Annotated in this window: 23 protein-coding genes and 2 pseudogenes; 4 read left to right on the forward strand and 21 right to left on the reverse strand. The window is 66.7% G+C overall.

Going from position 1 to position 23,775, the window contains the following annotated elements:
* Window positions 1–13 precede the first annotated feature (13 nt).
* The 14 genes and pseudogenes from ACPP3B_RS05165 to ACPP3B_RS05230 all read right to left on the reverse strand — a co-directional run.
* Complete coding sequence (locus ACPP3B_RS05165; RefSeq protein ID WP_299021391.1) at window positions 14–367, reverse strand: hydrogenase maturation nickel metallochaperone HypA; 354 nt, start codon at window positions 365–367, stop codon at window positions 14–16.
* The gene (locus tag ACPP3B_RS05170; protein ID WP_299021394.1) at window positions 360–1,520 is read right to left on the reverse strand and encodes a hypothetical protein; all 1,161 of its coding nucleotides are present in this window, start codon (window positions 1,518–1,520) and stop codon (window positions 360–362) included. The genes ACPP3B_RS05165 and ACPP3B_RS05170 overlap by 8 nt, the downstream gene beginning before the upstream one ends.
* Window positions 1,517–2,074, reverse strand: a complete 558-nt coding sequence (gene hybE, locus ACPP3B_RS05175) for a [NiFe]-hydrogenase assembly chaperone HybE (protein ID WP_299021397.1) — start codon at window positions 2,072–2,074, stop codon at window positions 1,517–1,519. Before hybE ends, ACPP3B_RS05170 begins: the two co-directional genes overlap by 4 nt.
* Window positions 2,064–2,345 carry a rubredoxin gene (locus ACPP3B_RS05180; RefSeq protein WP_299021414.1) on the reverse strand — a complete coding sequence of 94 codons (282 nt, stop codon included), beginning with the start codon at window positions 2,343–2,345 and terminating at the stop codon, window positions 2,064–2,066. Before ACPP3B_RS05180 ends, hybE begins: the two co-directional genes overlap by 11 nt.
* A gap of 44 nt (window positions 2,346–2,389) precedes the next feature.
* On the reverse strand, window positions 2,390–3,268 hold the full coding sequence (locus ACPP3B_RS05185) for a hydrogenase expression/formation protein (protein ID WP_424859926.1): 879 nt from the start codon (window positions 3,266–3,268) through the stop codon (window positions 2,390–2,392).
* A gap of 10 nt (window positions 3,269–3,278) precedes the next feature.
* The gene (locus tag ACPP3B_RS05190; RefSeq protein ID WP_424859927.1) at window positions 3,279–3,725 is read right to left on the reverse strand and encodes a hydrogenase; all 447 of its coding nucleotides are present in this window, start codon (window positions 3,723–3,725) and stop codon (window positions 3,279–3,281) included.
* The gene (locus ACPP3B_RS05195) at window positions 3,722–4,048 is read right to left on the reverse strand and encodes a HypC/HybG/HupF family hydrogenase formation chaperone (protein ID WP_299021403.1); all 327 of its coding nucleotides are present in this window, start codon (window positions 4,046–4,048) and stop codon (window positions 3,722–3,724) included. The genes ACPP3B_RS05190 and ACPP3B_RS05195 overlap by 4 nt, the downstream gene beginning before the upstream one ends.
* A 3-nt stretch (window positions 4,049–4,051) precedes the next feature.
* Window positions 4,052–4,720 carry a HyaD/HybD family hydrogenase maturation endopeptidase gene (locus ACPP3B_RS05200; protein WP_299021405.1) on the reverse strand — a complete coding sequence of 223 codons (669 nt, stop codon included), beginning with the start codon at window positions 4,718–4,720 and terminating at the stop codon, window positions 4,052–4,054.
* 75 nt (window positions 4,721–4,795) lie between these two features.
* Window positions 4,796–5,542 carry a Ni/Fe-hydrogenase, b-type cytochrome subunit gene (cybH, locus tag ACPP3B_RS05205; RefSeq protein WP_299021407.1) on the reverse strand — a complete coding sequence of 249 codons (747 nt, stop codon included), beginning with the start codon at window positions 5,540–5,542 and terminating at the stop codon, window positions 4,796–4,798.
* Between the two features lie 36 nt (window positions 5,543–5,578).
* Window positions 5,579–6,181 (reverse strand): HupE/UreJ family protein, encoded by a 603-nt coding sequence (locus tag ACPP3B_RS05210; RefSeq protein ID WP_299021409.1) that lies wholly within the window; start codon window positions 6,179–6,181, stop codon window positions 5,579–5,581.
* A 24-nt stretch (window positions 6,182–6,205) separates the two neighbouring features.
* Window positions 6,206–8,065 carry a nickel-dependent hydrogenase large subunit gene (locus tag ACPP3B_RS05215; protein WP_424859928.1) on the reverse strand — a complete coding sequence of 620 codons (1,860 nt, stop codon included), beginning with the start codon at window positions 8,063–8,065 and terminating at the stop codon, window positions 6,206–6,208.
* Between the two features lie 18 nt (window positions 8,066–8,083).
* Window positions 8,084–8,950, reverse strand: a pseudogene (locus ACPP3B_RS05220) (hydrogenase small subunit); the annotation flags it as partial.
* A gap of 40 nt (window positions 8,951–8,990) precedes the next feature.
* Window positions 8,991–10,229: an IS256 family transposase gene (locus ACPP3B_RS05225; RefSeq protein WP_132963481.1), complete on the reverse strand. Its 1,239-nt coding sequence runs from the start codon at window positions 10,227–10,229 to the stop codon at window positions 8,991–8,993.
* Window positions 10,230–10,275: 46 nt separating this feature from the next.
* A pseudogene (locus tag ACPP3B_RS05230) lies at window positions 10,276–10,524 on the reverse strand (twin-arginine translocation signal domain-containing protein); the annotation flags it as partial.
* Between the two features lie 352 nt (window positions 10,525–10,876).
* On the opposite strand from ACPP3B_RS05230, the gene ACPP3B_RS05235 reads away from it, so the two are divergent.
* Both ACPP3B_RS05235 and ACPP3B_RS05240 read left to right on the forward strand, forming a co-directional pair.
* Window positions 10,877–12,952, forward strand: coding sequence for an acetoacetate--CoA ligase (locus tag ACPP3B_RS05235; RefSeq protein ID WP_424859929.1), 2,076 nt, complete (start codon window positions 10,877–10,879; stop codon window positions 12,950–12,952).
* Window positions 12,949–13,818: an HDOD domain-containing protein gene (locus tag ACPP3B_RS05240; RefSeq protein ID WP_424859930.1), complete on the forward strand. Its 870-nt coding sequence runs from the start codon at window positions 12,949–12,951 to the stop codon at window positions 13,816–13,818. Before ACPP3B_RS05235 ends, ACPP3B_RS05240 begins: the two co-directional genes overlap by 4 nt.
* A 16-nt stretch (window positions 13,819–13,834) precedes the next feature.
* On the opposite strand, the gene ACPP3B_RS05245 is transcribed toward ACPP3B_RS05240, so the two are convergent.
* The 3 genes from ACPP3B_RS05245 to ACPP3B_RS05255 all read right to left on the reverse strand — a co-directional run bounded on the left by ACPP3B_RS05245 (window position 13,835) and on the right by ACPP3B_RS05255 (window position 16,667).
* Entirely contained in the window at window positions 13,835–14,746 is a 912-nt protein-coding gene (locus ACPP3B_RS05245; protein ID WP_424859931.1) for a DMT family transporter, read from the reverse strand.
* Complete coding sequence (locus ACPP3B_RS05250; protein ID WP_424859932.1) at window positions 14,743–15,228, reverse strand: flavin reductase family protein; 486 nt, start codon at window positions 15,226–15,228, stop codon at window positions 14,743–14,745. Before ACPP3B_RS05250 ends, ACPP3B_RS05245 begins: the two co-directional genes overlap by 4 nt.
* Before the next feature lie 98 nt (window positions 15,229–15,326).
* Entirely contained in the window at window positions 15,327–16,667 is a 1,341-nt protein-coding gene (locus ACPP3B_RS05255; RefSeq protein WP_424859933.1) for a D-amino acid dehydrogenase, read from the reverse strand.
* A gap of 145 nt (window positions 16,668–16,812) precedes the next feature.
* Between ACPP3B_RS05255 and ACPP3B_RS05260 the strand changes: the two genes are divergently transcribed.
* Entirely contained in the window at window positions 16,813–17,736 is a 924-nt protein-coding gene (locus ACPP3B_RS05260; protein WP_424859934.1) for a LysR family transcriptional regulator ArgP, read from the forward strand.
* A 23-nt stretch (window positions 17,737–17,759) separates the two neighbouring features.
* Here ACPP3B_RS05260 and ACPP3B_RS05265 read toward each other — a convergent pair whose 3' ends face one another.
* The 3 genes from ACPP3B_RS05265 to ACPP3B_RS05275 are packed head-to-tail and all read right to left on the reverse strand — an operon-like array spanning window position 17,760 to window position 20,885.
* Window positions 17,760–18,998, reverse strand: a complete 1,239-nt coding sequence (locus ACPP3B_RS05265; protein WP_424860146.1) for an HD-GYP domain-containing protein — start codon at window positions 18,996–18,998, stop codon at window positions 17,760–17,762.
* Window positions 18,999–19,023: 25 nt separating this feature from the next.
* Window positions 19,024–19,920, reverse strand: a complete 897-nt coding sequence (locus ACPP3B_RS05270) for a metallophosphoesterase (protein ID WP_424859935.1) — start codon at window positions 19,918–19,920, stop codon at window positions 19,024–19,026.
* Window positions 19,920–20,885: a LysR family transcriptional regulator gene (locus tag ACPP3B_RS05275; protein WP_424859936.1), complete on the reverse strand. Its 966-nt coding sequence runs from the start codon at window positions 20,883–20,885 to the stop codon at window positions 19,920–19,922. The genes ACPP3B_RS05270 and ACPP3B_RS05275 overlap by 1 nt, the downstream gene beginning before the upstream one ends.
* Before the next feature lie 105 nt (window positions 20,886–20,990).
* On the opposite strand from ACPP3B_RS05275, the gene ACPP3B_RS05280 reads away from it, so the two are divergent.
* Complete coding sequence (locus ACPP3B_RS05280; RefSeq protein WP_424859937.1) at window positions 20,991–21,524, forward strand: hypothetical protein; 534 nt, start codon at window positions 20,991–20,993, stop codon at window positions 21,522–21,524.
* Between the two features lie 31 nt (window positions 21,525–21,555).
* Here ACPP3B_RS05280 and ACPP3B_RS05285 read toward each other — a convergent pair whose 3' ends face one another.
* Complete coding sequence (locus ACPP3B_RS05285; RefSeq protein ID WP_424859938.1) at window positions 21,556–23,427, reverse strand: phosphoenolpyruvate carboxykinase (GTP); 1,872 nt, start codon at window positions 23,425–23,427, stop codon at window positions 21,556–21,558.
* Window positions 23,428–23,775: the final 348 nt, after the last annotated feature.

The raw sequence follows: 23,775 nt of genomic DNA on the forward strand, positions 1-23,775 counted from the left end.
TCCTTTGGTCGAATCACGCATCCGCGTCGCTGACCCGCAAGTCGACGACGCGCAACTCCATCCCCCCCGTTGGCTGCAGCTGGTAACCCCCACAGACGGGGCAAGCCTCGCCCCGCTGGGCCAACGGCACGCTTTGGCTGCAGGACAAACACCACGCCTGCCCCGCGGGCTCGTCGATGTGGATCTGTGCGCCCTCGAGCAGGGTGCCTGGCGCCAGGCTCTCGAGCGCAAAGCGCAGCGCCCGCACATCGACGCCCGAGAGCTGCCCGGCTTCCAGCCGCAGCTCGAGCACCCGTCGGAAACCCTCGCGCTGCGCCACCTCTTCCACCAGCTGCAACACGCCACCGGCCAAACTTGCTTCATGCATGACTGCTCTCTTGGTATCCTGCAGTATCCTCGTTCGGCGCGCAGATCTCAACCGGCACACAAGGATCCAGCGCGGCGGTGAGAAGATTCACCCGAGCGCGTACTTCGGGATCGTCGATCGACAGCGTGGCGAGCACCTGCGCGGCCAACCCCGCCGGATGAAAATTCCACTCGGTCGGCGCCACGACGTGGTAGTCCAGCACCGTTGCCACCGCTCCCGACTGGGGCTGCCCGAGGCGCACGAGGTGGATCAGCAGCCCTCGCGCCATTTCCACCCAGGCCAAGCATTGGCGCTCTCCCACGGCAACCACCCCCCAACCCAGCCACTGCGCGCCTGACTCACCCTCAGCATCCGGCAAACACAGGCGCACCAACTCGGCAAGCCGATAACCCAGCAATTCCCCAACACTCCGAGGCACGGGTTCGGCTGGCTGCCGCAAACGCGCCCACGAACCCGTGCTCGCGGGCGCATCCCGCCACTGCGGCAGACGGTCGAACCCCGGCCGTGACGCGATGTCTGCCGCCAGCCGGCGCAGCTCGACCTCGCTGCCGTGCGCGAACAAAGGGCGCAGGACGACTCCCCGCGGCCACGCCACGTCCGCCTGTCGGGCCGTGCGCAGCAACGCGCCCAGCCACCCGGTATGCCGCCGACTCCACGCGTGGAACCAATCGATACCCTCGGCCAGCCATGCCTGCAACCAGCGCGCGGGATCGGTATGCAACCACTCGTCCCGCAACCAATGACTCAGGGCTGGCCAGAGCTGCGCCGGCGATGCTCGCGCGCCAGCCAACGGGCAGCGCTGCATCGAAGCCAGTGCGGCCGTTGCCAGTGCACCGCCGTCGCCCCCGGCCAGCAATCGCGGCCAATCGAGTGCAATCCGATACAGATGCTCCCGTACCGTCTCGCGATGCAGCATGGTATCGATGGTGCCCTTGGCCGAACCGGGCATCGCCGCCGCCGCCTCGATGGCGAGCGTGCTGGCGCAGCGATGCGCGGCCCCGCACAGACTCAGCACAGTGGCCACCAGCCCCGGCACTTGGTCGATGGGCCGCCCCTGCACCAGCGGTGACACCCAATTCCGCCTCGTGCTGCGCACGTTGTGGGGGGCGGCAACGCCCGGGCGCATCTCCAGGCTGCCGGCGATGGCAGTCATGACGACGCACCCGCGCGCCGCCCCAGCAAAAACGCCCGGCGCGACGCCCTATCACCCGGTGCCACAGAGGTCTTCTGGCCCTCGGCAAACAGCGATGCCAACACCGCGCACGCCGTCTCGCGCGCCAGTTCGTGCCGATCGAATCCCCCCATGGGTGAAAACAACGCGCATGCCTCGTGCCAACCGATCGCGGGGTCGTGCGCACCGATGAACTCGAAGCATTGGTTACCAAACGCACGCTCACGCTTGCAACCGATGCGCTGCCCGCCATCCTGCCATGTCAAGGGCAGACACACCAGACTCATGAACCACGGTGTGATGAGCACCCCTCCCGCGACCATGCCATCGCCATCGAGCAGCCGAAAACCCACCGCCTCCACCTGAAGGGCAGGATTGAGGATCGGGAGCCCCTGCATGCGCTCGGTGTGTACCCAGCGGTAAAACGCCTCCAATTGTTCGACGCGGCTTGCCAGCCCGGCGGGGCCGCCAACACGCGCGGTTGCCGATATCCGCAGGGCCGCCGTCGGCCCGAAGGGGTGGGCGTCAGTTGCCATCGCGTTCATCGGGCAAGAGCAGAAACTGTCGCGCATCCCCGTCGCACTGCGGGCAACGCCAGTGCGACGGCAACTCAGCAAACGGGGTTCCGGACGGGATCTGCCATTGCGGATCGCCCTCGTTGGGGTCGTAGACCCACCAGCAGATTTTGCACTCCAGCCGCGACCAGGGCCGCAGCTGCTCCCGCTTCCCCAGGTAGCTACCCTCGAAGCCGTGACCACCGCTGGCATCCTGACCAATGGGGGCGGACGGCGCATCTCCCGCCGTCATTGCGACGACCCTCGAGTCATCGCCGGGTGCCAGTGGACTGTGGTTCATGCCGACTCCAGATACGACAAGACATCAGCGAGGCGCGCATGGGAATCCCGAAGATCCTCCGGCGCTGCCAGCGCCACCGCCGGCATGTCGACCACCTCGACGGTGTTCAAAATGACCTTGTCCATCGAGTTGTAGTAGACGACACGCCAGCAGTTCGGCAACCGCGTGTTGGAGATGCGGCAGTTGCCATAGCCGCGCGCCAACAAACGGATGCGGCCAGTCCCCAAGTGGTGGTCCAAAAAGGCAATGTCTTCGGCCGAGACGGGCAGCAGCGACAGGTTGACCACATGCGCCGCTTGCCCCGGTTGCCAGCGCGCCACCCGGTCACGAATTTCGGTGAGCAACAGCGGGGCGTTTTGCACGTTGGGTGGCAACTCACCCTCCCAAACGGGGAAGCGCTCCCAGACATCTTGCGCCGCCACCGCGCCGAACAACGAGGGCACTGGACCGACTTCGATCGCATCGTCCACCAGCTCGACCGTGCCACACTCGCCGGTGCGCCAGGTCATGAGCCGCCAGACACCGGTAAAGATGGCTTCCTGGACGTGCACCTCCAGTCGCCCCGGCTCGAGCGGAACCACAACGCTCGTTTCACCTTCACCCAACACCTGATTGAGGACGGCCACCTCCCGCTCGGAGAGCCCCTCCAGCCGCAACCGTTCCGCGGTACCGGTATCGGCAACCCGCTGCAGCAGCCCCAATACCTGCTGCAAGGTCAGGCATGCCCGATCCAGGCCCAGCAGCTCTTGCGGCTGGGGCAGCACGGGAGGGGCGTAGGTGTGCATGCCCTTGGGCATCGGCAGATAGTCGAGCGCCTCGTCCTCGGCCGACACGCCCGCACCCTCCGCGACGACGGGAATGGGAAACGCTACCATGGACACTCCTTCAATGACAGTGAGCCCCGGAGAGGGAGACCACGGGGATGCCGATGCTCGGCGGGCGAGAAGGAGGCATGGCCAGCGCAGCCGCCACCTGGGCCAAATACACGTCCCAGTCCTGCATGCCGGCGATGGCCGTCACATACTGACCCTCGCGAAAAAACAACAGCGTGGGCCAGCGCTGCGTGCCATACCGACGCGCCACGGCTTCTTCCCGTGCCTGTGGCACGACCGCGATCACGAAACGACCCGGGAACGCCTTCATGAGCTCGGGTAGCACGACGGCCACATCGACGCCCTCCGGAAAACGCACCGGGTCCCCTGCCAGCAGTAGGACCCGGTCACCCTCTCCGGCCACCCAGTCGCCAACGCTGTGTTCATCGACCCAAGTTGCTCCGTGGACCTGCACCAACCGCTCGATCAGCGGGGCATGTAACTGTGTTTCGTTCATCATCGGTTCTCCGGACGATAGGGGGCGCCCGTCAAGGCGCGCATCTCTTCGGCACTCATCTGCGACGGAAGCACGAAGTCGGCATGCTGGTGGGGTCGACGATGCCCCTGCATGGCGGCCTCCAGCAGATCCAGCGCCGCGTTTACTTCGGCGGCACGCTGGGCGTCGATGCGCTCTCGCGCATCATCCAGAAATACCAGGAGCCAATCGCCCGCCGACACCTCATCGACCAGCACGGTGCGAATACGCCGCCGCTCGCCACGGCCGTGGCACAACGCAAACGCGCCGTCGACCTGAAGGACTTGCATGGGTACGCCGATACACATGCATCACCCTCCCGCAGGCGCGAAAAAGCGCTCGTCGCCAGTGCGGCACGCGGCGTCGGGCCCGGGACGCTGCGCCTCATAGGTGGCCAGAGCCAGCTCTGCGCACGTGACGGACTCGGCCGGTACCGGCCGCAAGGGGCGGGGCGCCGGGTCAGCTCCCCAGCGCTGCAGCTCGACGAGCGCCAACGCGAGCGCTTGCTCCACCGCCGCCCGCACGACCGGCCGCAGACTCCCGCCATAGTCTTCGAGCTCTTGCGGCTGACAGCCAATGAGCAGAACCTGCGAGGGATATTTCCCCGTGAGCTGTGCCAGCGACAGAACCTCTTGAAAACCCGTCTGGTGCAGGCTCATCTTCTTGGCCCCCATGAAGCGCGGAACATCGTCGTCACGCACCAGCCGCAGCGTGCCCGGCGCGAGCCCGTAGTCGATGGCGTCGAAGATCAACAGCCGATCGGCTTCCTGGACATACGGCAACAGGTACAACCCCTGCGTGCCACCATCGATCACATGGACGTGGTCGGCAAAGGTGTAGCGTTGATGCAGCGCCTCGACACACCGCACCCCGAAACCTTCGTCGGCCCACAGCAGGTTTCCGATCCCCAGCACGACGATACGGTGTTGCGGGCTGTCCGACCCGGGGTGGCAAGTCGATGCGGGCGTCGCGAAGTCCATGGCGATCGTTACCCATCAGAAATCGATGGCAAGCGGTGCAAACCGGCGCTAGCTGCAGACGGATGCCATGGGGCATCAGTCCTTGAACGTGCGGTGGCCCGAGATCATCGTCGAGACGATCGACTGACGCCCCATGATGTCCTCGCGAATCGCCGCGTACACATGCAACATCACGAAGATGACCATCGCCCACATCCCCATCCGGTGCCACGTGTGCACATCCTGGCTTTGACCAAACAGCGGAATCACCCACCCGAACAGCCAGTCCTGCCACGAGCCAGCACCCGCGCCTTCGCTGTAGAGCGCAAAGCCGGTGACGATCATGAAAATCGACAGCATCAGGTAGCCGCTGAACATGGCCAGCCGCGCCAGTGGGTTGTGGCCAACGTACTGGTTGGGCCTGGGAATGATGAACAGGTACCACAGCAGCATCCTGAACACCTCGGTCCAATAGGCCTTCTGAAACAACGGCACCCAAAACAGCTCGCGCGCATGGTGGTTGCCAACCAGCGCCCAGTAGGCCCGGCCCAACAGCCCCACGGCCATGATGTAGCCGGCCGCAAAGTGGGCAAACCGGACATACCCCATCACATAGTGGTCGCTGGCTTCACCCGGCATGGTCGGCAGCGGCACACCAATGAAGTAGCCCGTGATGCACAACACGGTGATGGCGAAGGCATTGACCCAATGCCAGATGCGCACTGGCGCTTCATACACATACACCGACTTGGTGATCTGGCCATGCGAGACGGCTTCGGTGTCGGTCCCAGTGACATCGGCCAGGCGTTGCCGGGTCCGTTGGTCGGCAGGCAAGGTAGACATGGAGCACTCCTTCCTGTGCGAGGGGGAGGGGAAGCATCAGGCGGCCAACTGGCCGAACAGGTAGAGCCCTGCGGCGCCGACGGCAGCACCCAGCCCGCCCAGCACGGCGCCACGGCGCTCGGCCAGCCAGCGCTGGATGGCCAGGCCGACACCGACGCCGCTGATGTGCAGCACCGCGGTGGTCAGCATGAAGCCGGCGGCGTAACCCGCGAAGCCGGTTTCGGGCGTTTCGGCACCGTGGGCCAGACCGTGCAGCGACGAGGCGGCGGCGATCAGCCCCAGGCCCAGCGCCACCGGCATCGCGCGCTGGGCAACGACCAGCATCAGGCCGAACAGCACCACGCTCAGGGAGATGGCGTGCTCCAGGTACGGCACGGTGACACCGGCCGCGCCCAGGGCGGCGCTGATGACCAGCGCGAGCAGGAAGGTGGCCGGCCCCTGCCAGGCTTTGCCCTGCGGCAAGGCGGACACCGACCAGACGCCCACGGCCACCATGGCCAGCAGGTGATCCAGCCCGAACGGGTGCAGCAGACCCTCCATCAGGCTGTGGGTGCCGTGGCCGGTGTGAGCCTGCGCAACACCGGCCAGACTGACCAGCAGCACGGCGGCGGAGATTTGGCGGATGCTTGTGGCTTGCATGGGTTTCTCCTTCTGCGGGGACGTTCAGCGGACGGTGATCCTGGCCATCTCCTGACCGTCGGGGCTCATCACATGGGTAGAGCAGGCCAAGCAAGGATCGAAACTATGCAGCGTACGCAAAATCTCGAGAGGTTGTTCCGGATTGACCATCGGTGTGTTGAGCAAAGAGGCCTCGAAGGCCCCGATCTGACCCTTGACGTCTCGCGGTGAGCCGTTCCACGTGGTCGGTACCACGCATTGGTAGTTCTCGATCTTGCCGTCTTTGATCTTGATCCAGTGGCCCAACATGCCACGCGGCGCGGCCACGGTGCCCACGCCTTTGGCCTCTTTCGGCCACGTGGCTGGGTCCCATTTCTCGACGTTGGCGGTGCTCGTATCTCCGGCCTTGATGTTGGCGACCAGCTGCTTGAAATCGTCCATCATCATTTCAGCGCTGTATTGACTCTCCAGTGCGCGAGCCAATGTACGGCCGATGGTGGTGGGCAACAACTGCTTCAGGGTGTATTGCGTAGTTGGCAGACCCAACGCCTTGGGCAACGCGCTGTTGACCATCTCCGCGGAGTATTCCAGCTGCTCTTTGACGCGCTGGCAATATTTGTTCCCCCGCCGGGCGTGGGCATAAGCCAGAATGTAGCGCGACAGCGGCCCCACCTCCACCGCATGGCCACGCCAGCGTGGGGCCTTGATCCAAGAGTATTTCGCCGACTCGTCGACCCTCTCGATCTTCGTTCGCGACCCCTTGAAGTTGGGCCCCTCGGGTTTGAAGTCAGCCTCTGTCACACCGTCCCAGGGATGCAATCCCTTGGTCTCATCGGCGTACTTGTACCAGCTGTGGGCAACGAACTCCTGCACCTGCTCGGGATCACGCGGTTCGATCTCATGGATCTCGTCCCAATTGCCACCCAGAATCACCCCTCCAGGCAACTGTTGTGTGCTCGAATCGTAAGGCACCTTTTCGTAGGTGCCGTAGTCGGCGACGTTGGTCGCGGCCAGACCACCGCCATAGAGCCAGCCGGCCTGCTTGTACAGGGTGCCGATGGCCAGCACATCGGGGATGTAAACGTTATTGTTGAATTCGATCATCTCCTTGATGCGAGCCTCGACGAAGTTGAGACGCTCCATGTTGATGGGCGCACCGGATGCGAGATTGCCATCAATGTTGATAGCGCAAGGAACGCCACCCACCAAATAATTGGGATGGGGGTTTTTTCCGCCAAAAATGGTATGAACCTTGACCCACTCCTTCTGCAGATCCAGCGCTTCCAGGTAGTGGGTCACTGCCATCAAATTGGCTTCCGGCGGCAGCACATAGGCCTTGGACCCCCAATACCCATTGGCAAATGGCCCCAACTGCCCAGACTCGACGAATTTCTTGAGCCGATTCTGCACGTCGCGAAAATAGCCCGGGCTCGACAAGGGATGTGACGGCGAGACCAGCTGCTGCAATTCGCTGGTCTTCTTCGGGTCCGCTTTCAGAGCTGACACCACATCGACCCAGTCCAGTGCGTGCAGGTGATAGAAATGCACGGCGTGGTCGTGCACCTGCAACGTCTTGGCCATCATGTCGCGGATCAGATGGGCGTTGAGCGGGATGCGTATGCCCAACGCATCCTCCACGGCCCGCACCGAAGCCAGTGCGTGACACCCCGTGCACACCCCGCAAATGCGCTCAACAAAGGCCCACGCGTCGCGCGGATCTCGCCCTTTGAGGATGACCTCCAACCCGCGCCACATCGTGCCGGTCGAGACGGCGTTGCGGATCACATTGTTGGCGTCGACATTGACCTCGCACCGCAAATGTCCCTCGATACGGGTCACGGGATCGACGACGATGCGCCGACCGGCGTCGTCGAGCTTGAAGCCCTGAGTTTCGTATGCACCCATGATGTGGTCCTCTGTGCGTCACGCGTTGTGCTGGAATTTTTCTTTGGACGTGTCGCGCGCCCGTTTGGCCACCGAGATGGCAGCATGGGCGGCCACTGCTGCGCCTACGACCGCTGCGGCCGTGCCGCCGATCTGATCGGCATTGGCCTCGATGCCAAAGGCATGGATGTTGGTCAGGCGGTCGTAAAACGATCCCTTGTCCCAAAAACCGTCCTCCGAGCAGCCGATGCACCCGTGCCCGGCCTTGATCGGGAAGCTGGTGCCCTCGTTCCACTGCACCGTGGAGCAAGCGTTGTAGGTCGTCGGCCCCTTGCAGCCGACCTTGTACAGGCAGTACCCCTTGCGCGCGGACTCGTCGTCCCAGGCCTCGACGAACTGACCGGCGTCGAAGTGCGGTCGGCGGTAACACTTGTCGTGGATGCGTTGGCTGTAGAACATCTTGGGCCGGCCCTGGCGATCCAGTTCGGGGACGCGGTCAAACGTCAGCATGTAGGTGATCACGCCTGTCATCACCTCGGGAATGGGTGGACATCCCGGCACCTTGATGATGGGTTTGTCGGTGATGACTTTGTGAATCGGCGTGGCTTGGGTCGGGTTGGGCTTGGCGGCTTGTACGCAGCCCCAGGATGCACACGAACCCCAGGCGATGATGGCCTTGGCGTCTTTGGCGACGTGCTTAAGTTTCTCGATGAACGGCTTGCCCGACTGGATGCAGAACATGCCGCCTTCATTGAGCGGCGGGTTGCCCTCCACCGCCAGAATGTAGTTGCCCTTGTACCGGGTCATGACCTCTTCCAGAATGGCTTCGGCCTGATAGCCTGCTGCAGCCATTAGGGTGTCGTCATAGTCCAGGCTGATCATGGACAGCACGGGGATGTCCTGTTTTTTGTGTGTGGGGCGGTTTCTGAATCTGTCCTCGTGTCGTTCAGCGTGGTGCGAGGGTGAAGCGGTCGCCGTATAGTATCGCGAACTGGTTCATCGCCGATTTCCACTCCTTGCTCGCCCGCTTCCAGTCCGCGGTGATGTTGCGCAAGGCCAGCCAGATCAGCTTGGTGGCCGCCTCGTCGCTTGGGAAGTGCCCGCGGCTCTTGATGATCTTGCGTAACCGCGAATGCACGCTCTCGATGGCGTTGGTGGTGTAGATGATCCGCCGCACTTCGGGCGGGAACGCGAAGAACGGGATCACCCGGCTCCACGCCCGCCGCCAGGCCGCGACCACGGTCGGGAAGCGCTGGCCCCACGGCCCTGCCTCGAACGCGTCCAGCGCGCGCTCGGCGGCCTCCGCGCTCGGTGCGGTGTAGATCGGCTTGATCGCCGCGGCCAGCGCCTTACGGTCCTTCCAGCTCGCATAGTCGAGGCTGTTGCGGATCAGGTGCACGATGCAGGTCTGCAGGGTCGTGGCCGGAAACACCGCCTCCAGTGCCTCCGGCAGGCCCTTCAGGCCGTCGGCCACGCCGATCAGCAGGTCCGTGACCCCGCGGGTCTTGAGATCGTTGAACACCTTCATCCAGAACTTCGCGCCTTCGGTGTTCTCGATCCAAAGCCCCAGAATGTCGCGGGTCCCGTCCGGCAGCACGCCCAAGGCCAGATACACCGCCTTGTTGCGCACCACGCCGTCCTCGCGGATCTTCACCCGCAGGGCATCGAAGAACACCACCGGGTACATCGGCTCCAGCGGCCGGGCCTGCCAGGCCCCCACCTCGGCCATCACCGCGTCGGTGACGGCGCTGATGAACTCCGCTGACACCTCGATGGCGTACATCTCGGCCAGATGGCCCTGAATCTCGCGCACCGACATGCCGCGGGCATACATCGAGATGATCCGGTCGTCAAAGCCGGCAAACCGGCGCTCATGCTTCGGGATCAGCTGCGGTTCGAAGCTGCCGGCCCGGTCGCGGGGCACCTCGATCCGCAGCGGCCCGCCGTCGGTCAGCACGGTCTTGCCGCTGCGGCCGTTGCGATGGTTCCCGCAGCCGCCCTCGGGGCTGGCCAAGTGCACGCCCAGCTCAGCCCCCAAGGCGCGCTCGATCACGGCCTTCTTCAGCTTCTGGAACACGGCCTCGACGCCGGCGGCGTCCATCGGTCCGGGGATCAGCTTCTCAAGCAGCTCGTCGGGAAGAATGGCGTCCGGCTTCGCGGCGGGGGTGGTCTTCTTGCGTGGCATGGGGGCTCCTGGAAGTCGTCATGGTAGGCCCCTCACACAAAAATCCTGACACCCTCGACAGCACCACGTCCTTGGCCAGCGGGTGCGCCGAGCGGATGAACGACTCGGTACAGCACGTGCACTCCAGTCCATGCAACCACAGCACCGGCGTGCGCGGCTTGGTCTCCATGGCGTGGGCAATCTGCGGCACAAAGCTCGGCGCCAGCCCCAGCGAGGTGGCGGTGAGCGAGCAGTACTTCATGAAACTGCGTCGCGAGATGCCCTTGCGGCGCATGACTTCGTAGAACGTTTCCATGGCAGGGTGTCTCCAGGTGTTGGGGACCGCTGCGCCGTACACCTCGAACGGATGCAGCAGACATGCATCTGACCAGTTGCAAACCTTGGACCAGACCACGCCCGATTCGGGTAAACACTGATGCGCGTCTTTATGACGTTGTCATAACACACGTTTTTTTCTTGCCTCGAATACATGTGCTCTGACCCTGGCAACATACCGGATCACAACCGGTTATTGAAAATCCACCGTTAAAAACGCTTTGAAAACCAAGCTTCCACCATCAGCGCCCCGCCTGACACCCAGGTGACGGCGCTGACCCTACGGATTTCGATACCCTTGTCACCCCGCACCACCGCTGCCCGCAAACCCGATGTCCAGCCCCTACGTACCGCAAATCCACCGCTACCAAGCCTGGTTGCACGAACAGCGCGGCTTGGTCTTTGCCGACTACGACGCGCTGTGGCGCTGGTCGAGCACCGATCTGGCCGCCTTCTGGCAAAGCGTGTGGGACTACTTCGATCTGCAGTCGCCCACGTCGCACCGGGCGGTGCTGGAGGGCGACGTCATGCCGCACGTGCGCTGGTTCCCCGGCGCACAGGTCAACTACGCGCGGCAGGTGTTTCGCCACGTCGCGCGGGCCGAGGCCGCGGGGCAGCCCGCCATCATTGCCGAGGACGAACTGGGCCGCGTGCGCACGCTGGGTTGGCACGAACTGCAGCGCCAAGTGGCGGCGCTGGCGGTGGGGCTGCGCGCCCTGGGCGTGCAGCGCGGCGACCGCGTGGCGGCCTACCTGCCGAACCGCATCGAGACGGTGGTGGCCTTTTTGGCCTGCGCCAGCATCGGCGCCATCTGGAGCGTATGCGCGCCGGACATGGGCACGGCCGCGGTACTGGACCGTTTCCGGCAAATCGAGCCCACCGTGTTGATCGCCGCCGACGGTGTGCACTACGGTGGCCGGCCGCTGGACCGCAGCACCACGGTGCGCGAGCTGCGTGCGGGTTTGCCCACGCTGCAGCACGTGGTCACGTTGCGCACGCCCTATGCGGCCGAGCGTGTGGCCGACACGCACGACTTCACCGCGCTGGTGGACCGCGACGACGCGGCCGTACACGCTTTCGAGCCCGAATGGCTGGCCTTCGACCACCCGCTATGGATCGTCTACTCCAGCGGCACCACGGGCCTGCCCAAACCCATCGTGCATGGGCACGGGGGCATCGTGCTGACGTCGCTGGCACTGAAGACCCTGCACAACGACATCGGCCCCAGCTACGACGACAACAGCTTTGGCGAGCGCTTTCACTGGTACAGCTCCACCGGCTGGGTGATGTGGAACGCACAAGTCGCGGGGCTGCTGGGTGGCACCACGATCGTGCTCTACGACGGCAGCCCTGGCGGGCGCAAGGACGAGCCCGACTGGAGCGTGCTGTGGCGCTTTGCGGCACGGCACCGCGTCACCTTCTTCGGCGCCGGCGCGGCCCTTTATGGCAATGCGATGAAAACCGGCGTCGACCTGGCGGCGCTACAAGCCGCGGGATACGACCTGTCGGCGATCCGCGCGTTGGGCTCGACCGGCTCGCCGCTGCCGCCGGACGTGCAGCGCTGGGGCAGCGCGCAGTTCGAGCGCGTGCATGCGCTGGCAGGACGAAGCCGCGATCCCACAGCACTGCCTGGCGGTCCCGGGGGACCCGTCTGGTGGTGCAACATCTCTGGCGGCACTGACTTCTGCGGCGCGTTCATCGGCGGCCACCGTGGGCTGCCGCAGGTGCCAGGCCAGATGCAGTGCCGCCAACTCGGCTGCGCGGTCGAGGCGTGGGACGAGAACGGTCGCGCCGTCACCGGCCAAGTCGGCGAGCTGGTCTGCGTGCGCCCCATCCCCTCGATGCCGTTGTACTTTTGGAACGACGAAGGCCACGCGCGCTACCTGTCGAGCTACTTCGACACCTATCCTGGCGTATGGCGCCACGGCGACTGGCTGGAGGTACGGGCGGACGGCGGTTGCGTGATCTACGGTCGCTCGGACGCCACCCTCAACCGCCATGGCCTGCGTATGGGCACCAGCGAAATCTATGCCGCCGTGGAAGCCCTGCCCGAGGTGCTCGACAGCCTGGTCATCGATCTCGAATTCCTAGGGCGTGAGAGCTTCATGCCGCTGTTCGTGGTGCTGCGCCCGGGGCTGACGCTGGACGAGCCCCTGCGCGAGCGCATCCGCGACGCGATCCGGCGCGCGCTGTCACCACGCTTCGTCCCTGACGCCATCGAACAGGCGCCCGATATCCCGCGCACCCTCTCGGGCAAGAAGCAGGAGCTGCCGATCAAAAAGCTGCTACTCGGCCAGCCGCTGGAGCGGGTGCTCAACCGCGACGCGATGGCCAACCCGCAGTGCCTGGACTGGTACGTCGCCTACGCTGCCGAACGGTCAAAAAGCGCGGGCACAATGGCGGCATGAGCGACCACACCATCGAAGCCGAGCTGGACCAGGTCCGCACGCGGGGCCCGGTGCGCGACATCGTCATTCCCCCCTGCCCGGAACTGCTGCGCCGGCTGCAGGAGGCCACCGCCCGCGGCGAACCGGACCCGGCGGAGTTGGAGGCCATCGCCGCCAGTGACGTGGCCATGGCGGCCGCGCTGATCCGCCAGGCCAACAGCCCCCTGTACGGGCTACAGACGCCCGTGGTGACGGTGGGCCAGGCGCTGACCGTGCTGGGCATGCGCCCGGCGGTGCAACTGCTGCTCGGTTTTTTGACGCGGCAGGCGCTGCATGTGCAGTCGCCGGTACTCGCGCATTTTTGGGAAAGCTCGACGCGGCGCGCGATCGCCTGTGAACACATCGGCACCCAGCTCTACGACATGGACCCGGGACTGGCATATACCTTCGGGCTGTTTTGCCACGTCGGGATGCCGGTACTGCTGCGCGGCGTACGGGGCTACGCGGCCACCATCGCCGAGGCATTGGCCCGCAAGGACCGCACCTTTACCCAAACCGAAAACGCCAACCACCGCACCGATCACGCGGTGGTGGGCGCGATCGTTGCGCGCACGTGGCGGCTGCCCGCACCAGTGGCGGTGGCCATCCGGCTGCACCACGATTTCACCTGCCTGGGCGACATGCGCTACAGCGACACCGTGCGCCACCTGGTGGCCATGGCGCTGGTGGCCGACCACTTGGTGCAGCAACACGAAAACGTACCGCCATCGGCCGACTGGACGGCGCATGGCCCCGCGTGCCTGCAACACCTGCAGATCGGCGCGGCCGAAGTGGATCTGTGGGTCGACGCGCTGTACCCGGCATTCGAGGCGGTACAGGCGGCATAGCGGGCACAGTGGCCTGTCAGCGCCGACTGACCAGCACGATGCCCAGCGCCACCCCAGCCAGTGCCAACACGAGCTGTAGCGTCAACGGCTCGCCCAACAACAGCACGCCAAACACCAGCGCAAACAGCGGCGTCAGGAAGGTAAAGGTGGACAGCTGCGTCGCGGGATAGTGGCGCAGCATCCACATCCAGGCCAAGTAGCTGGCAAACGCCCCCACCGCGGTTTGCAGGAACACCGCCCCCCAGGCCAACGCAGAATAGTCCAGCGACCACGTCTCGCCCAGGGCCAGCGACAGCAGCGGGGCCGCCACGGCTGTGACACCCAGTTGGTAGAACAGGCATTTCTCCGCCGACACGGTGGCGATGCGCGTGGTGCGAATGGCCACCGTCGTCAAGCCCCAGAACAGTCCTGCGGCCAGCCCCATCGCGTCGCCGATCCATTGATCCGGCGTGCCGGGCCGCAACAGCGCCTCGCCAAACGCCGCGGCCACGGCCACGAATGCCAGGCACAGGCCGATCCACTGCGTGCGCCGCAGCGCCTCGGCGCGCACGAAACGCGGCACCAGCAGCGCTACCCAGAACGGGCTGGTGTAGAGAAAGACCGTCAACCGCGAGGCGTTGGTGTACTGCAGACCCAGGTAGATGAAGACGAACTCCGCCGCAAACAGCGTGCCCACCAGCAACCCACCGCGTAGCGAGCCGTCGTGCTCGAACAACGCCACCCCGCGCCAGCGGCACCACAGCCACAGCAGCGCCGTGGCACCCCACATGCGCATCGACGCCTGCCACAGCGGCGCCATCTCGCGCCCAGCAAACTTGATCAGGATCTGCTGAAACCCCCAAAACGCGCAACACGCGATGAGCAACGACACCGCGAGGGTGTCGAGCCGGGTCTTGCGCTGCGGTTGGGTGAGGACGGCGGTCGTCACGGCGAGAGATGGGTGTGGAAGCGCCCGCCATGGTACAGCAGCACCGGGGCGGCAGCGTCGTGGGCGCAACGCAGCACCTCGCCCACCCAAATCACGTGATCGCCCTCCGGGTAACGGCTGCGGCTGCGGCACTCGAACACCGCAGCCACCCCCGGCAACAACGGCACGCCGCCCAAGCCGGGCTGCCAGTCGACACCCGCCCAGCGGTCCACGTCACGGCTGGCGAAACGCTCCGCCAGCGCCTGTTGTTCCGCACTCAGCACGTGGATCGCGTAGTGCGACGCGCGCTCGAAGACCGGCAGCGCGCGCGAGCGCAGATCTTGGCTCCAGAGCACCAGCGGGGGCTCGAGCGAGACGGAATTGAAGGAACTGACGGTCAGGCCGACCGGTGCGCCGTCCGCCGCCCGGGTGGTGACGATGGTCACGCCGGTGGCAAAGCGCCCAAGAGCGGCCCGAAACCGCTCGGGCACAGGATCGAACATGGGACCCGATTGTGCCGCGCCGCACAACGGCGCACCGCCCGCTACCGCCATGCCCCCACCACCGGCGGTGGCGGCTGCAGGATCGCAAGGCGGCGCGCTCACGCCGCGGCCGAGGGAGCCGATGCTGCCGTCGCCGCTCGGCGACGGCTCTCGAAGCCGACGAAATCCATCGCCACGGCCGGCCGCTGGCCGCTCATGAGCTCGGCCAGCGCGCGCCCGGAGCCCGCGCCGTGCGTCCACCCCAGCGTGCCGTGGCCGGCGTTGATCCACAGCCGCTGCAGCGGCAAGCGGCCGATGAGCGGAATATTGGTCGGCGTGGCCGGGCGCAGGCCACACCAGAAATGCGGCTCGCCGCCTTGCTCGGGCGTGCGCGTGTCGGCCACGCCCGGAAACAGCTCTTCGATGCGCTGCAGCAGCATGTGGCAGCGCGCCCGCGCCACTGGCGTGTCCAAGCGCAGATCGAACCCCGCCAGCTCGATCGTCCCGGCCACACGCAACCGGTCGCCCAGGCGTGACATCGCGATCTTGCGTCCGTCGTCGAGCAGGCTGACCTGCGGCGCGCGCGCCGGATCGCGCAGCGCCAACGTGGCGCTGTAGCCCTTGCCCGGGTAAATGGGCACGCGAATGCCCACCGTCGCCAACAACGGCGTGGTGTATGAGCCACAGGCCACCACGAACGCATCGGCCTGCAGCGCGCGCACGGTGCCGTCCGCGCGGGCGCGCAAGTGCACCCGCTGGACCGCGCCGCCGACCACCTCCAGCCGCTCGATATCGTGGCCAAACAGCAATTCGGCCCCACGCTCGGCGCACCGGCGCGCCAGCGCCTGCGTGAACACGCGCGCATCGCCATGTTCGTCGGTCGGCGTGTAGGTGCCGCCCACCACCTGGTCGCCAGCGGCCCTCAGGGCCGGCTCGATACGCAGCAGCTCCTCGCGGCTGACGACGCGCCGCTGCACGCCGTGGCGGCGCATCAACTCCGCGGCCTGCGCCGCCTCCTCGAACGCGCGGGCGTCGGTGTAGACGTGCGCGATGCCGCGCTCGCTGCGCGGGTAGTCGATGCCGGCCTCGACGATCATGCGCTTGAGGGTGGCATGGCTGTACGCCCCCAGCGACACCAGCTGCGCCACGTTGCGCTCGAACGCACGGTCCGTGCACTGCCCCAGAAACTGCAACAACCAGCGCCACTGGGCCACGTCCCACTGGGGGCGCCACAACAACGGGGCTTGCTTGTCGAACATCCATTTGAGCGCCTTCAGCGGCGCTTGCCGGTTGGCCCACGGCTCGCAGTAGCTCACCGAAATCTGCGCCGCGTTGGCGTAACTCGTCTCCAGCGCCGCGTCGGGCTGGCGGTCCACCAGCACCACCTCGTGCCCGCGCTGCAGCAGGTGCCACGCCGTCGATGTGCCGATGATGCCGGCCCCCAAAACCACCACTCGCATCCGTCGTCTCCTGCGGCGGTCGCTGCGCGCCCGCGCGCGGCCCAAGCGACCCCCCAACATGGGCGCAAGTGTGCGCGAGCCCACGACAAAGATAAAGCATCATTCACCAAACGGCGGTAACATCAGCCCATCTAATGGAGCAACCATGAGCACCCCCTTCGACCCCGATGCGCTCGAATGCCTGGCGGCGATCGTCGAAGAGGGCGGCTTCGAGCGCGCCGCGCAGCGGCTGTCCATCACGCAGTCAGCCGTCTCGCAGCGGCTGCGCTCGCTGGAGGCGCAAGTCGGCACCGTGCTGCTGGTGCGCAGCCGCCCGCTCAAGCCCACGCCCGCAGGCCAGTTGCTGATCAAGCACGCCAAGATGATGCGCCTGCTGCGCGCGGACCTGGAGCACGACTTGCGCGAGCTAGCCCCGACGCTGGCGCATCGCGCGCGCGACGAAGGCCGCGTCTCGGTGGCGATCAACGCCGACAGCATCGCGAGCTGGGCGCTGCCCGCGGTCACGCCGCTGGTGCGCGATGGCGTACCGTTGGAAATCATCCACGACGACCAGGACTTCACGCACGAGTGGCTGCGCGAGGGGCAGGTCATGGGCTGCGTGACGTCGCTGGCGCAGCCACTGCGCGGCTGTCGGCTCGAGCCCCTGGGCCGGATGGCGTACGTGACCGTCGCCAGCCCGGCGTTCGCCGCCAGCGCGCTGCAGGGGCGGCTGACGCGCCACAACTTCCACCGCGTACCCTTCGTCGCCTTCAACCGCAAGGACGATCTGCAACGCGACTTTGTCTGCCAGACGTTTGGACTGACGCAAGTCGGGCTGCAGCAGTGCCACGTGCCGTCGTCCGAGGGGCAGGTGCGCGCCGCACTGGACGGTTGGGGCGTGACCGTGGTGCCCCGGCTGGTGGCGGGCCCGGCGCTGGCGGCGGGGACGTTGGTGGACGTGGCACCGGACAGCCATTACACGGTGCCGCTGTACTGGCACTGCTGGAACTTGGATTCGGACGTGCTGGCGCGACTGACTCGCGCGCTGCGCGAGGCGGCCGCACGGGCGCTGGAGCCGATGGCCGGCTGAGCTGGGGGCTTCGCAGCAGTGCCTCAGGCCCGACCCAAACCAGGGATGCCAGACCAGATTTCGTCGAGGTCCGGAATCTTCCATTGCGCCGGGTCTTCGCGCTGCACGATGGTGATGCGGCAGCCCGGCGCCGACAGGTCGATGCGCTCGGGCACGACCCGCTCCCCCGAGCGGGTCGACAGCACCGTCTTGACCACGGGCTTGAGCAGGCTGTCAGGCGACTGCTCGGTCACCACGGCCAAGCGCCCGTTGCTCAACAACACCAGCGACCCCGTGGGGTAAATACCGAGGCTGCGCACGAACGCCTGGAATACCCGCGTGTCGAAATGCCCTTGCCACGACGCCATGCGCTTGAGCGACTCGGCCGGGTCCCAGCCCGCCTTATACGGCCGGTTGGACGTGATCGCGTCATACACGTCGCACACCGCGCCCATGCGGGCCACGAGCGTGATCGCCTCACCGGCCAGTCCGTCGGGGTAGCCCTTGCCATCCATGCGCTCGTGGTGGTGCAGGCACACGTCCAGCGCCACGTCGTCCGTGATGCCCGCATCACGCAGCCGCTGCCAGCCACGGCGCGGGTGCTCACGCACGATGGCAAATTCGTCGTCCGTGAGCTTGCCAGGCTTGTTGAGGATCTCCAGCGGAATATCCATCTTGCCCACGTCGTGCAGCAGGCCAGCAAAGCCCGCCGCGCGCGCCTGCTCGTCCGGCAGGCCAAGCTGGCGCGCCAGCGCCACCATCAGCGCGCACACCGCCACCGAGTGCAGGTAGGTGTAGTCGTCGGCGGTCTTCAGACGCGCCAAACTGATGAGCGCCCCCCTGTTGCGCGTGACCGAGTCCGCAATGTCGGCCGCCACCGCCTGCATGACCTGGCGGTCGATCGCGCGCCCCATGCGCGCATCGCGGAACATGCTGGCCACCGCATCGCGGGCGCTGTGCAGCAATCGGTGCGCACGCTGCAGTTCGACATCGTGGGGGGTGGGAGCGAGGTCTGCGGGCCTCGGCGCCGCAACGGCAGCGGGCGACTCCACCTCGGCGGCGTCGGGCGCCTCGGCGGTCACCACGGCATCGTCGGCCACGTCTGCGCCCTGGGCCACGTCGATCCAGACCTCCCGCACGGCACTGGCGCGAATGCGGCGCAGATCCTCGGGATCGTCGAGCAAAAACCGGTTGCGCCAAAACGGATGATCCAGCCACGATCCGGCAAACCCGTGGATGAACATGCCCAGGCGGACGTCTTCGACGCGAATGCGCTTCAACATGGATGCCATACCCCGGCGCGCATTATCACCCGCCGCCGGCGGCCCCAGGCACCCGTGCGTGCGGGGGCGGCACGTCGATGAGCTTGGTCGGATCGAAGCCGGCCTGCTCGTCCTTGTCGGCATACCCCAGCGGCTGGGCCACCACCCGGCAGCGGCCCACGCGGTAGTCGTGTCGGCAGTGCAGGTGACCATGCAACCAGAGGTCCGCCTGCGCAAGCAGCTCGTCGAGCGCATTGCAAAACCCCGCCGTACCCGGCTGCAGGCCATAGCGGGGATCCGCGCTGCGCAGGGAAGGCGCAAAGTGCGTCACCACCACGGTGGGGCCATCGAACGGCGCGGCCAGCGCCGCGCGCAACCATGCTTGGCAGCGCAGGGCCTCCTCGCGCATGGCGGCGGCGTCGAACAAGCAACCGGCGCGTTGCGTGGCCATTTTGGTCAGGTAAAAATTGGCTGCTCGAAACGCGCGCTCGCGCTGCCGCAAGCGGTGGGCCTGCGCATCGGCGATCGGCCGTGGCCGCCCACGGCGCAGCAGCGGCACCTCGGCCAGCGCGTCGTAGTCGGCCCACAGCGTCGTGCCCACGAAGCGCACGCCGTCGATCACGGTCGCCTCGCGCTCCAGCCAAACAATGCCCAGCCGCTCGCAGGTGGCACGCAGCGCAGCGTGCGCTTCGTCCCAGTCCAGCCCGTCGTATTCGTGGTTGCCCGGCACGTACAGCACCGGGGTCGGCCAGGCACCATACTGCGGCAAGGGCGAAAAGGCGCGCAAACCCCAGTCGGGCACTGCCCACACCGAACCGTCGCTGCGGCGCTGGTACGAGCCGATGTCACCCGCCAGCACGAGCACGTCGGCACCGGGCGCCGGCATCGGCACGAAATCGGGGTTGACCTCCAGATGCAGGTCGGACAACAGTTGCAGGCGCATCAGCAGGCGTCCTCGTGGGGGGCCGCGGCGACCGCGCGCACCACCGCTTCGCGCAACCAGCGCTGGGCGCTGCCGACCTCGCGCGAGCGGTGCCACAGCATGTCCACGTGCACCGCCGGCACCTCGATCGGCAACGGCTGCACCGCCAGCTCGGCCGCCCGACCGGTGCTGCTCAGAAAGTGGCGCGGCAACACCGTCAGCAGGTCTGACGTCGCGACGACCTGCCCAGCGGTAAAAAATTGATTGACGGTCAGCACGATACGCCGGCGGCGCGAGCGCGCAGCCAGCGCCTCATCGACGAAACCGAACGGCCGCCCGGAAAAGCTCACCAGCAGGTGACGGGCCGCGCAATACGCGTCGAGCGTCAGCGGCCCCCGGGCCAGCGGATGCCCGCGGCGCATGACGACCACGTAGTGCCCCTCATACAGGCGCCGCGACAGAAAGCGCGGCGCCTGCTCCTGCAAGTGGGTGGCGCCCAGCTCCGCCAGCACGCCCGGAAAGTAGCCGATCGCCAGATCGACCCCACCGTCTTCCAACAGCGGGCGCGGATCGCGCGTCGTCAGGGGCAGCACGCGCAGGGTCACGCCCGGTGCCTCGCGGTCCAGGATCGCCACCAACCCCGGTGCAATCTTGGACGCGGTGGCGTCGGCCATGGCCAGTACGAACGTGTCCTGCGCGCGCGCGGGGTCGAACGCTCCCGGCGCCAGCGACTCGCGCAACCGCTGTAGCGCCTCGCGCACGGCTGGCCACAGCTGCAGCGCCAGCGGTGTGGGCTCGACCCCGTAGCCCGCACGCCGCACCAAGTCGTCGCCCAGCGCCTCGCGCAGGCGGCGCAAGGCGTGACTGACCGCCGGTTGCGACAGGGCCAGATTGTGCGCCGCCCGCGTCAGGTTGCGTTCGGCCATCACCTCGTCGAACACGCGCAGCAGGTTCAGGTCGAGCGTGCGGAAATTGAGTTCATTCATTCTTCGGATGAATGTATGACATTCCGAAAAATCAGTTGCCATCACTCCGGGAAAACCCTAGTATAGGGCCACATTTGCTGCAACGCAGCATTCACGGAGTCGACCATGAACCCCTCGCTGACCTCTACCTCTCCCTCGGCGGCCGGCGCGTCGCACGTCGATGCGGCGCGTCGGGCGGTGGCGCCGCGGGCGCTGGCCACGCTGCTGTTGGCCGCGGGCGTCGCCGCGCTGGCGGTGGTGACCGAACGCCTGATCGACACCTGGGCCGACGGGCATCTGCTGGCCGCCTGGGTTCTGATGTGGGCGGTGGTCTTTTTGGGCAGCCTGCTGCTGGCCAGCCCCGCGCGCCACGCTGCCCATCGCGCCATGGCAGCCCTCAACGCTTGGGCGCTGCGACGGGCGCGGGCACGCGCCGAGGCGCGCACGCAGGCATTGGCGCGGCACGATGCCCGTTTGCAGGCCGAGCTGGCCGCCATGCGCCTGCGCCAGGAAACCCCGGCGCAAGCCTGGGCCCGTGCGCTGGCGCCACTGGGGCCAGAAATCTCGCTCCCTACCCGGGAGCAGCACATCGGGGCCGCCAGCCCCCGCGGGCTGGCCGCCTTCCCGAGCGGGCAGCGCTACCGCCTGTTCTACGTCTGAACACCGCGACCGCGCCCGGCGCGGCCGCTCATCAGCCCAGCAGGCGCTGAGCCAGCTGGGCCTTCGTGTCAGCCAGTGCAGCCGGCAAGTGGTCTGCCAATTGGTCGAACAACGCCTGGTGCATGTCGAACTCGCGCACCCAGTGGTCGCGCTCGATTCGGGTGACGGCGTCAAAGCGGTCGCGCCCGAAGGCCAATCCGTCCCAGTGCATCTCGTCGTAGGTCGGGCTGATACCCAGCGCGTGCTCCACCCCCGGAGCGCGGCCCTCCAGGCGGTCGATCATCCAACGCAGCACGCGCATGTTCTCGCCGTAGCCAGGCCAGATGAAACGGCTATCGGCATCTTTGCGGAACCAGTTGACGCAGAAGATGCGCGGCAGCGCGTGGCCCCTCTGCTGCAACTGCCGCCCCATGTTCAGCCAGTGCTGGAAATAGTCGCCCATGTGGTAGCCACAGAAGGGCAGCATGGCAAACGGGTCGCGGCGCACCACGCCCTGCGCCCCGAAAGCCGCTGCCGTGGTCTCAGACCCCATGGTGGCCGCCATGTAGACACCCTCTTGCCAGCTGCGCGCCTCGGTCACCAGCGGTACCGTATCGGAGCGCCGCCCGCCGAAGATGAAAGCGTCGATCGGCACGCCCGACGGGTCGTCCCAATGCGCATCGAGTGCAGGGTTGTTGGTGGCGGCAACGGTGAAGCGGGCATTGGGATGCGCAGCCTTGCGGCCCGCTGCGCCGTCAGCGGGCGTCCAGTCGCGCCCCTGCCAGTCCCGGCAATGCGCCGGCGGCTCGCCCATGCCCTCCCACCACACGTCGCCGTCGTCGGTCAGCGCCACGTTGGTGAAGATGACGTCGCGCGTCAGACTCGCCATGCAGTTGGGATTGGTCAGCGTGTTGGTGCCGGGTGCGACACCAAAATAGCCCGCCTCCGGGTTGATCGCGTACAGGCGCCCGTCCGGCCCGGGCTTGATCCACGCGATGTCGTCACCGATGGTAGTCACCTTCCAGCCGTCGAAGCCCTGGGGCGGCACAAGCATGGCGAAGTTGGTCTTGCCGCAGGCGCTGGGGAAGGCGGCGGCAACGTGGTAGCGCTTGCCCTCGGGGCTGGTCACGCCCAGAATCAACATGTGCTCGGCGAGCCACCCTTGGTCGCGCCCCATGACGGAGGCGATACGCAGCGCCAGGCATTTTTTGCCCAGCAGCGCGTTGCCGCCATAGCCCGATCCGTAGGACCAGATCTCGCGCGTCTCGGGGTAGTGGACGATGTATTTGGTGGTCGGGTTGCAGGGCCACGGCACGTCGCGTTGCCCCGGCGCCAAGGGGGCGCCCACCGTGTGCATGCACGGCACGAAGTCGCCATCGCGGCCCAGCACGTCATAGACGGCGCGGCCCATGCGGGTCATGAGCCGCATGTTGACCACCACGTAGGGGCTGTCGGTGAGCTCGACGCCGATGTGGGCAATCGGCGAGCCCAGCGGCCCCATGCTGAACGGGATGACATACATCGTGCGGCCGCGCATGCAGCCATCGAACAGGCCAGGCTGGCCGTCGCGCCCGTGCTGCAGGATGGCGCGCATCTCGTCGGGGGCCATCCAGTGGTTGGTGGGGCCCGCGTCCTCGGGCCGCGCCGAGCAGATGAAGGTGCGGTCCTCGACCCGCGCCACGTCGGACGGATCGGTCCACGCCAGATAAGAGTTGGGGCGCTTGACGGGGTCGAGGCGCTTGAGCGTGCCGGCCGCGACCATCTGGTCGCACAGGCGGTCGTACTCGGCCTGACTGCCGTCACACCACTCGATGCGATCGGGCTTGCACAACGCGGCCATCTCGGCCACCCAGGCTATCAGGCGCGGATGTTGAACATACGCAGGAATATGCAACGGCAGGCCCTGCATCACGGGAGCATTCATGGAGGCAAACACCCATACTCACACGGTCTGGACCAAGGGCGCCGCTGCGCCCACGACCAGATCGCGGCAACCAGTGGACAAAGGCGGCCGATACGCGCACGCCGCCTGCGAACCCGCCCCGCCGCCCGCCACCGGGGATGCCGGTGGCAAACCAAGAACGGCGCGCCCACGGGTTGGCCTGGACGCGCATCGGCATGACGGGGTTGACGGCATTGTAGAAAGCGGGGCTGCACGGTGGCTGACTTTCGTCGCATGCGTCATGCAAAATTTGCATCGCATCATGACAGCCCCGTGACGTGGCGGCGGGCGGCCGAAAAACGAATCCCGCCGGACCGACGCCCGGCGGGA

It is taken from the genome of Tepidimonas sp. HKU77, from assembly GCF_049728535.1.
Classification (GTDB): Bacteria; Pseudomonadota; Gammaproteobacteria; order Burkholderiales; family Burkholderiaceae_C; genus Tepidimonas.

Bases quoted from the DNA above. Each gene is read 5' to 3' on its own strand.
- hybE (WP_299021397.1), bottom strand. From the start codon at position 2,074: ATGGCAACTGACGCCCACCCCTTCGGGCCGACGGCGGCCCTGCGGATA.
- ACPP3B_RS05255 (WP_424859933.1), bottom strand. From the start codon at position 16,667: ATGCGAGTGGTGGTTTTGGGGGCCGGCATCATCGGCACATCGACGGCG.
- ACPP3B_RS05235 (WP_424859929.1), top strand. From the start codon at position 10,877: ATGTCCAGCCCCTACGTACCGCAAATCCACCGCTACCAAGCCTGGTTG.
- ACPP3B_RS05170 (WP_299021394.1), bottom strand. From the start codon at position 1,520: ATGACTGCCATCGCCGGCAGCCTGGAGATGCGCCCGGGCGTTGCCGCC.
- ACPP3B_RS05195 (WP_299021403.1), bottom strand. From the start codon at position 4,048: ATGTGTATCGGCGTACCCATGCAAGTCCTTCAGGTCGACGGCGCGTTT.
- ACPP3B_RS05285 (WP_424859938.1), bottom strand. From the start codon at position 23,427: ATGAATGCTCCCGTGATGCAGGGCCTGCCGTTGCATATTCCTGCGTAT.
- ACPP3B_RS05185 (WP_424859926.1), bottom strand. From the start codon at position 3,268: ATGGTAGCGTTTCCCATTCCCGTCGTCGCGGAGGGTGCGGGCGTGTCG.
- ACPP3B_RS05240 (WP_424859930.1), top strand. From the start codon at position 12,949: ATGAGCGACCACACCATCGAAGCCGAGCTGGACCAGGTCCGCACGCGG.
- ACPP3B_RS05275 (WP_424859936.1), bottom strand. From the start codon at position 20,885: ATGAATGAACTCAATTTCCGCACGCTCGACCTGAACCTGCTGCGCGTG.
- ACPP3B_RS05200 (WP_299021405.1), bottom strand. From the start codon at position 4,720: ATGGACTTCGCGACGCCCGCATCGACTTGCCACCCCGGGTCGGACAGC.
- ACPP3B_RS05265 (WP_424860146.1), bottom strand. From the start codon at position 18,998: ATGTTGAAGCGCATTCGCGTCGAAGACGTCCGCCTGGGCATGTTCATC.
- cybH (WP_299021407.1), bottom strand. From the start codon at position 5,542: ATGTCTACCTTGCCTGCCGACCAACGGACCCGGCAACGCCTGGCCGAT.
- ACPP3B_RS05260 (WP_424859934.1), top strand. From the start codon at position 16,813: ATGAGCACCCCCTTCGACCCCGATGCGCTCGAATGCCTGGCGGCGATC.
- ACPP3B_RS05280 (WP_424859937.1), top strand. From the start codon at position 20,991: ATGAACCCCTCGCTGACCTCTACCTCTCCCTCGGCGGCCGGCGCGTCG.
- ACPP3B_RS05215 (WP_424859928.1), bottom strand. From the start codon at position 8,065: ATGGGTGCATACGAAACTCAGGGCTTCAAGCTCGACGACGCCGGTCGG.
- ACPP3B_RS05225 (WP_132963481.1), bottom strand. From the start codon at position 10,229: ATGCCACGCAAGAAGACCACCCCCGCCGCGAAGCCGGACGCCATTCTT.
- ACPP3B_RS05165 (WP_299021391.1), bottom strand. From the start codon at position 367: ATGCATGAAGCAAGTTTGGCCGGTGGCGTGTTGCAGCTGGTGGAAGAG.
- ACPP3B_RS05180 (WP_299021414.1), bottom strand. From the start codon at position 2,345: ATGACGGCGGGAGATGCGCCGTCCGCCCCCATTGGTCAGGATGCCAGC.
- ACPP3B_RS05270 (WP_424859935.1), bottom strand. From the start codon at position 19,920: ATGCGCCTGCAACTGTTGTCCGACCTGCATCTGGAGGTCAACCCCGAT.
- ACPP3B_RS05210 (WP_299021409.1), bottom strand. From the start codon at position 6,181: ATGCAAGCCACAAGCATCCGCCAAATCTCCGCCGCCGTGCTGCTGGTC.
- ACPP3B_RS05250 (WP_424859932.1), bottom strand. From the start codon at position 15,228: ATGTTCGATCCTGTGCCCGAGCGGTTTCGGGCCGCTCTTGGGCGCTTT.
- ACPP3B_RS05190 (WP_424859927.1), bottom strand. From the start codon at position 3,725: ATGATGAACGAAACACAGTTACATGCCCCGCTGATCGAGCGGTTGGTG.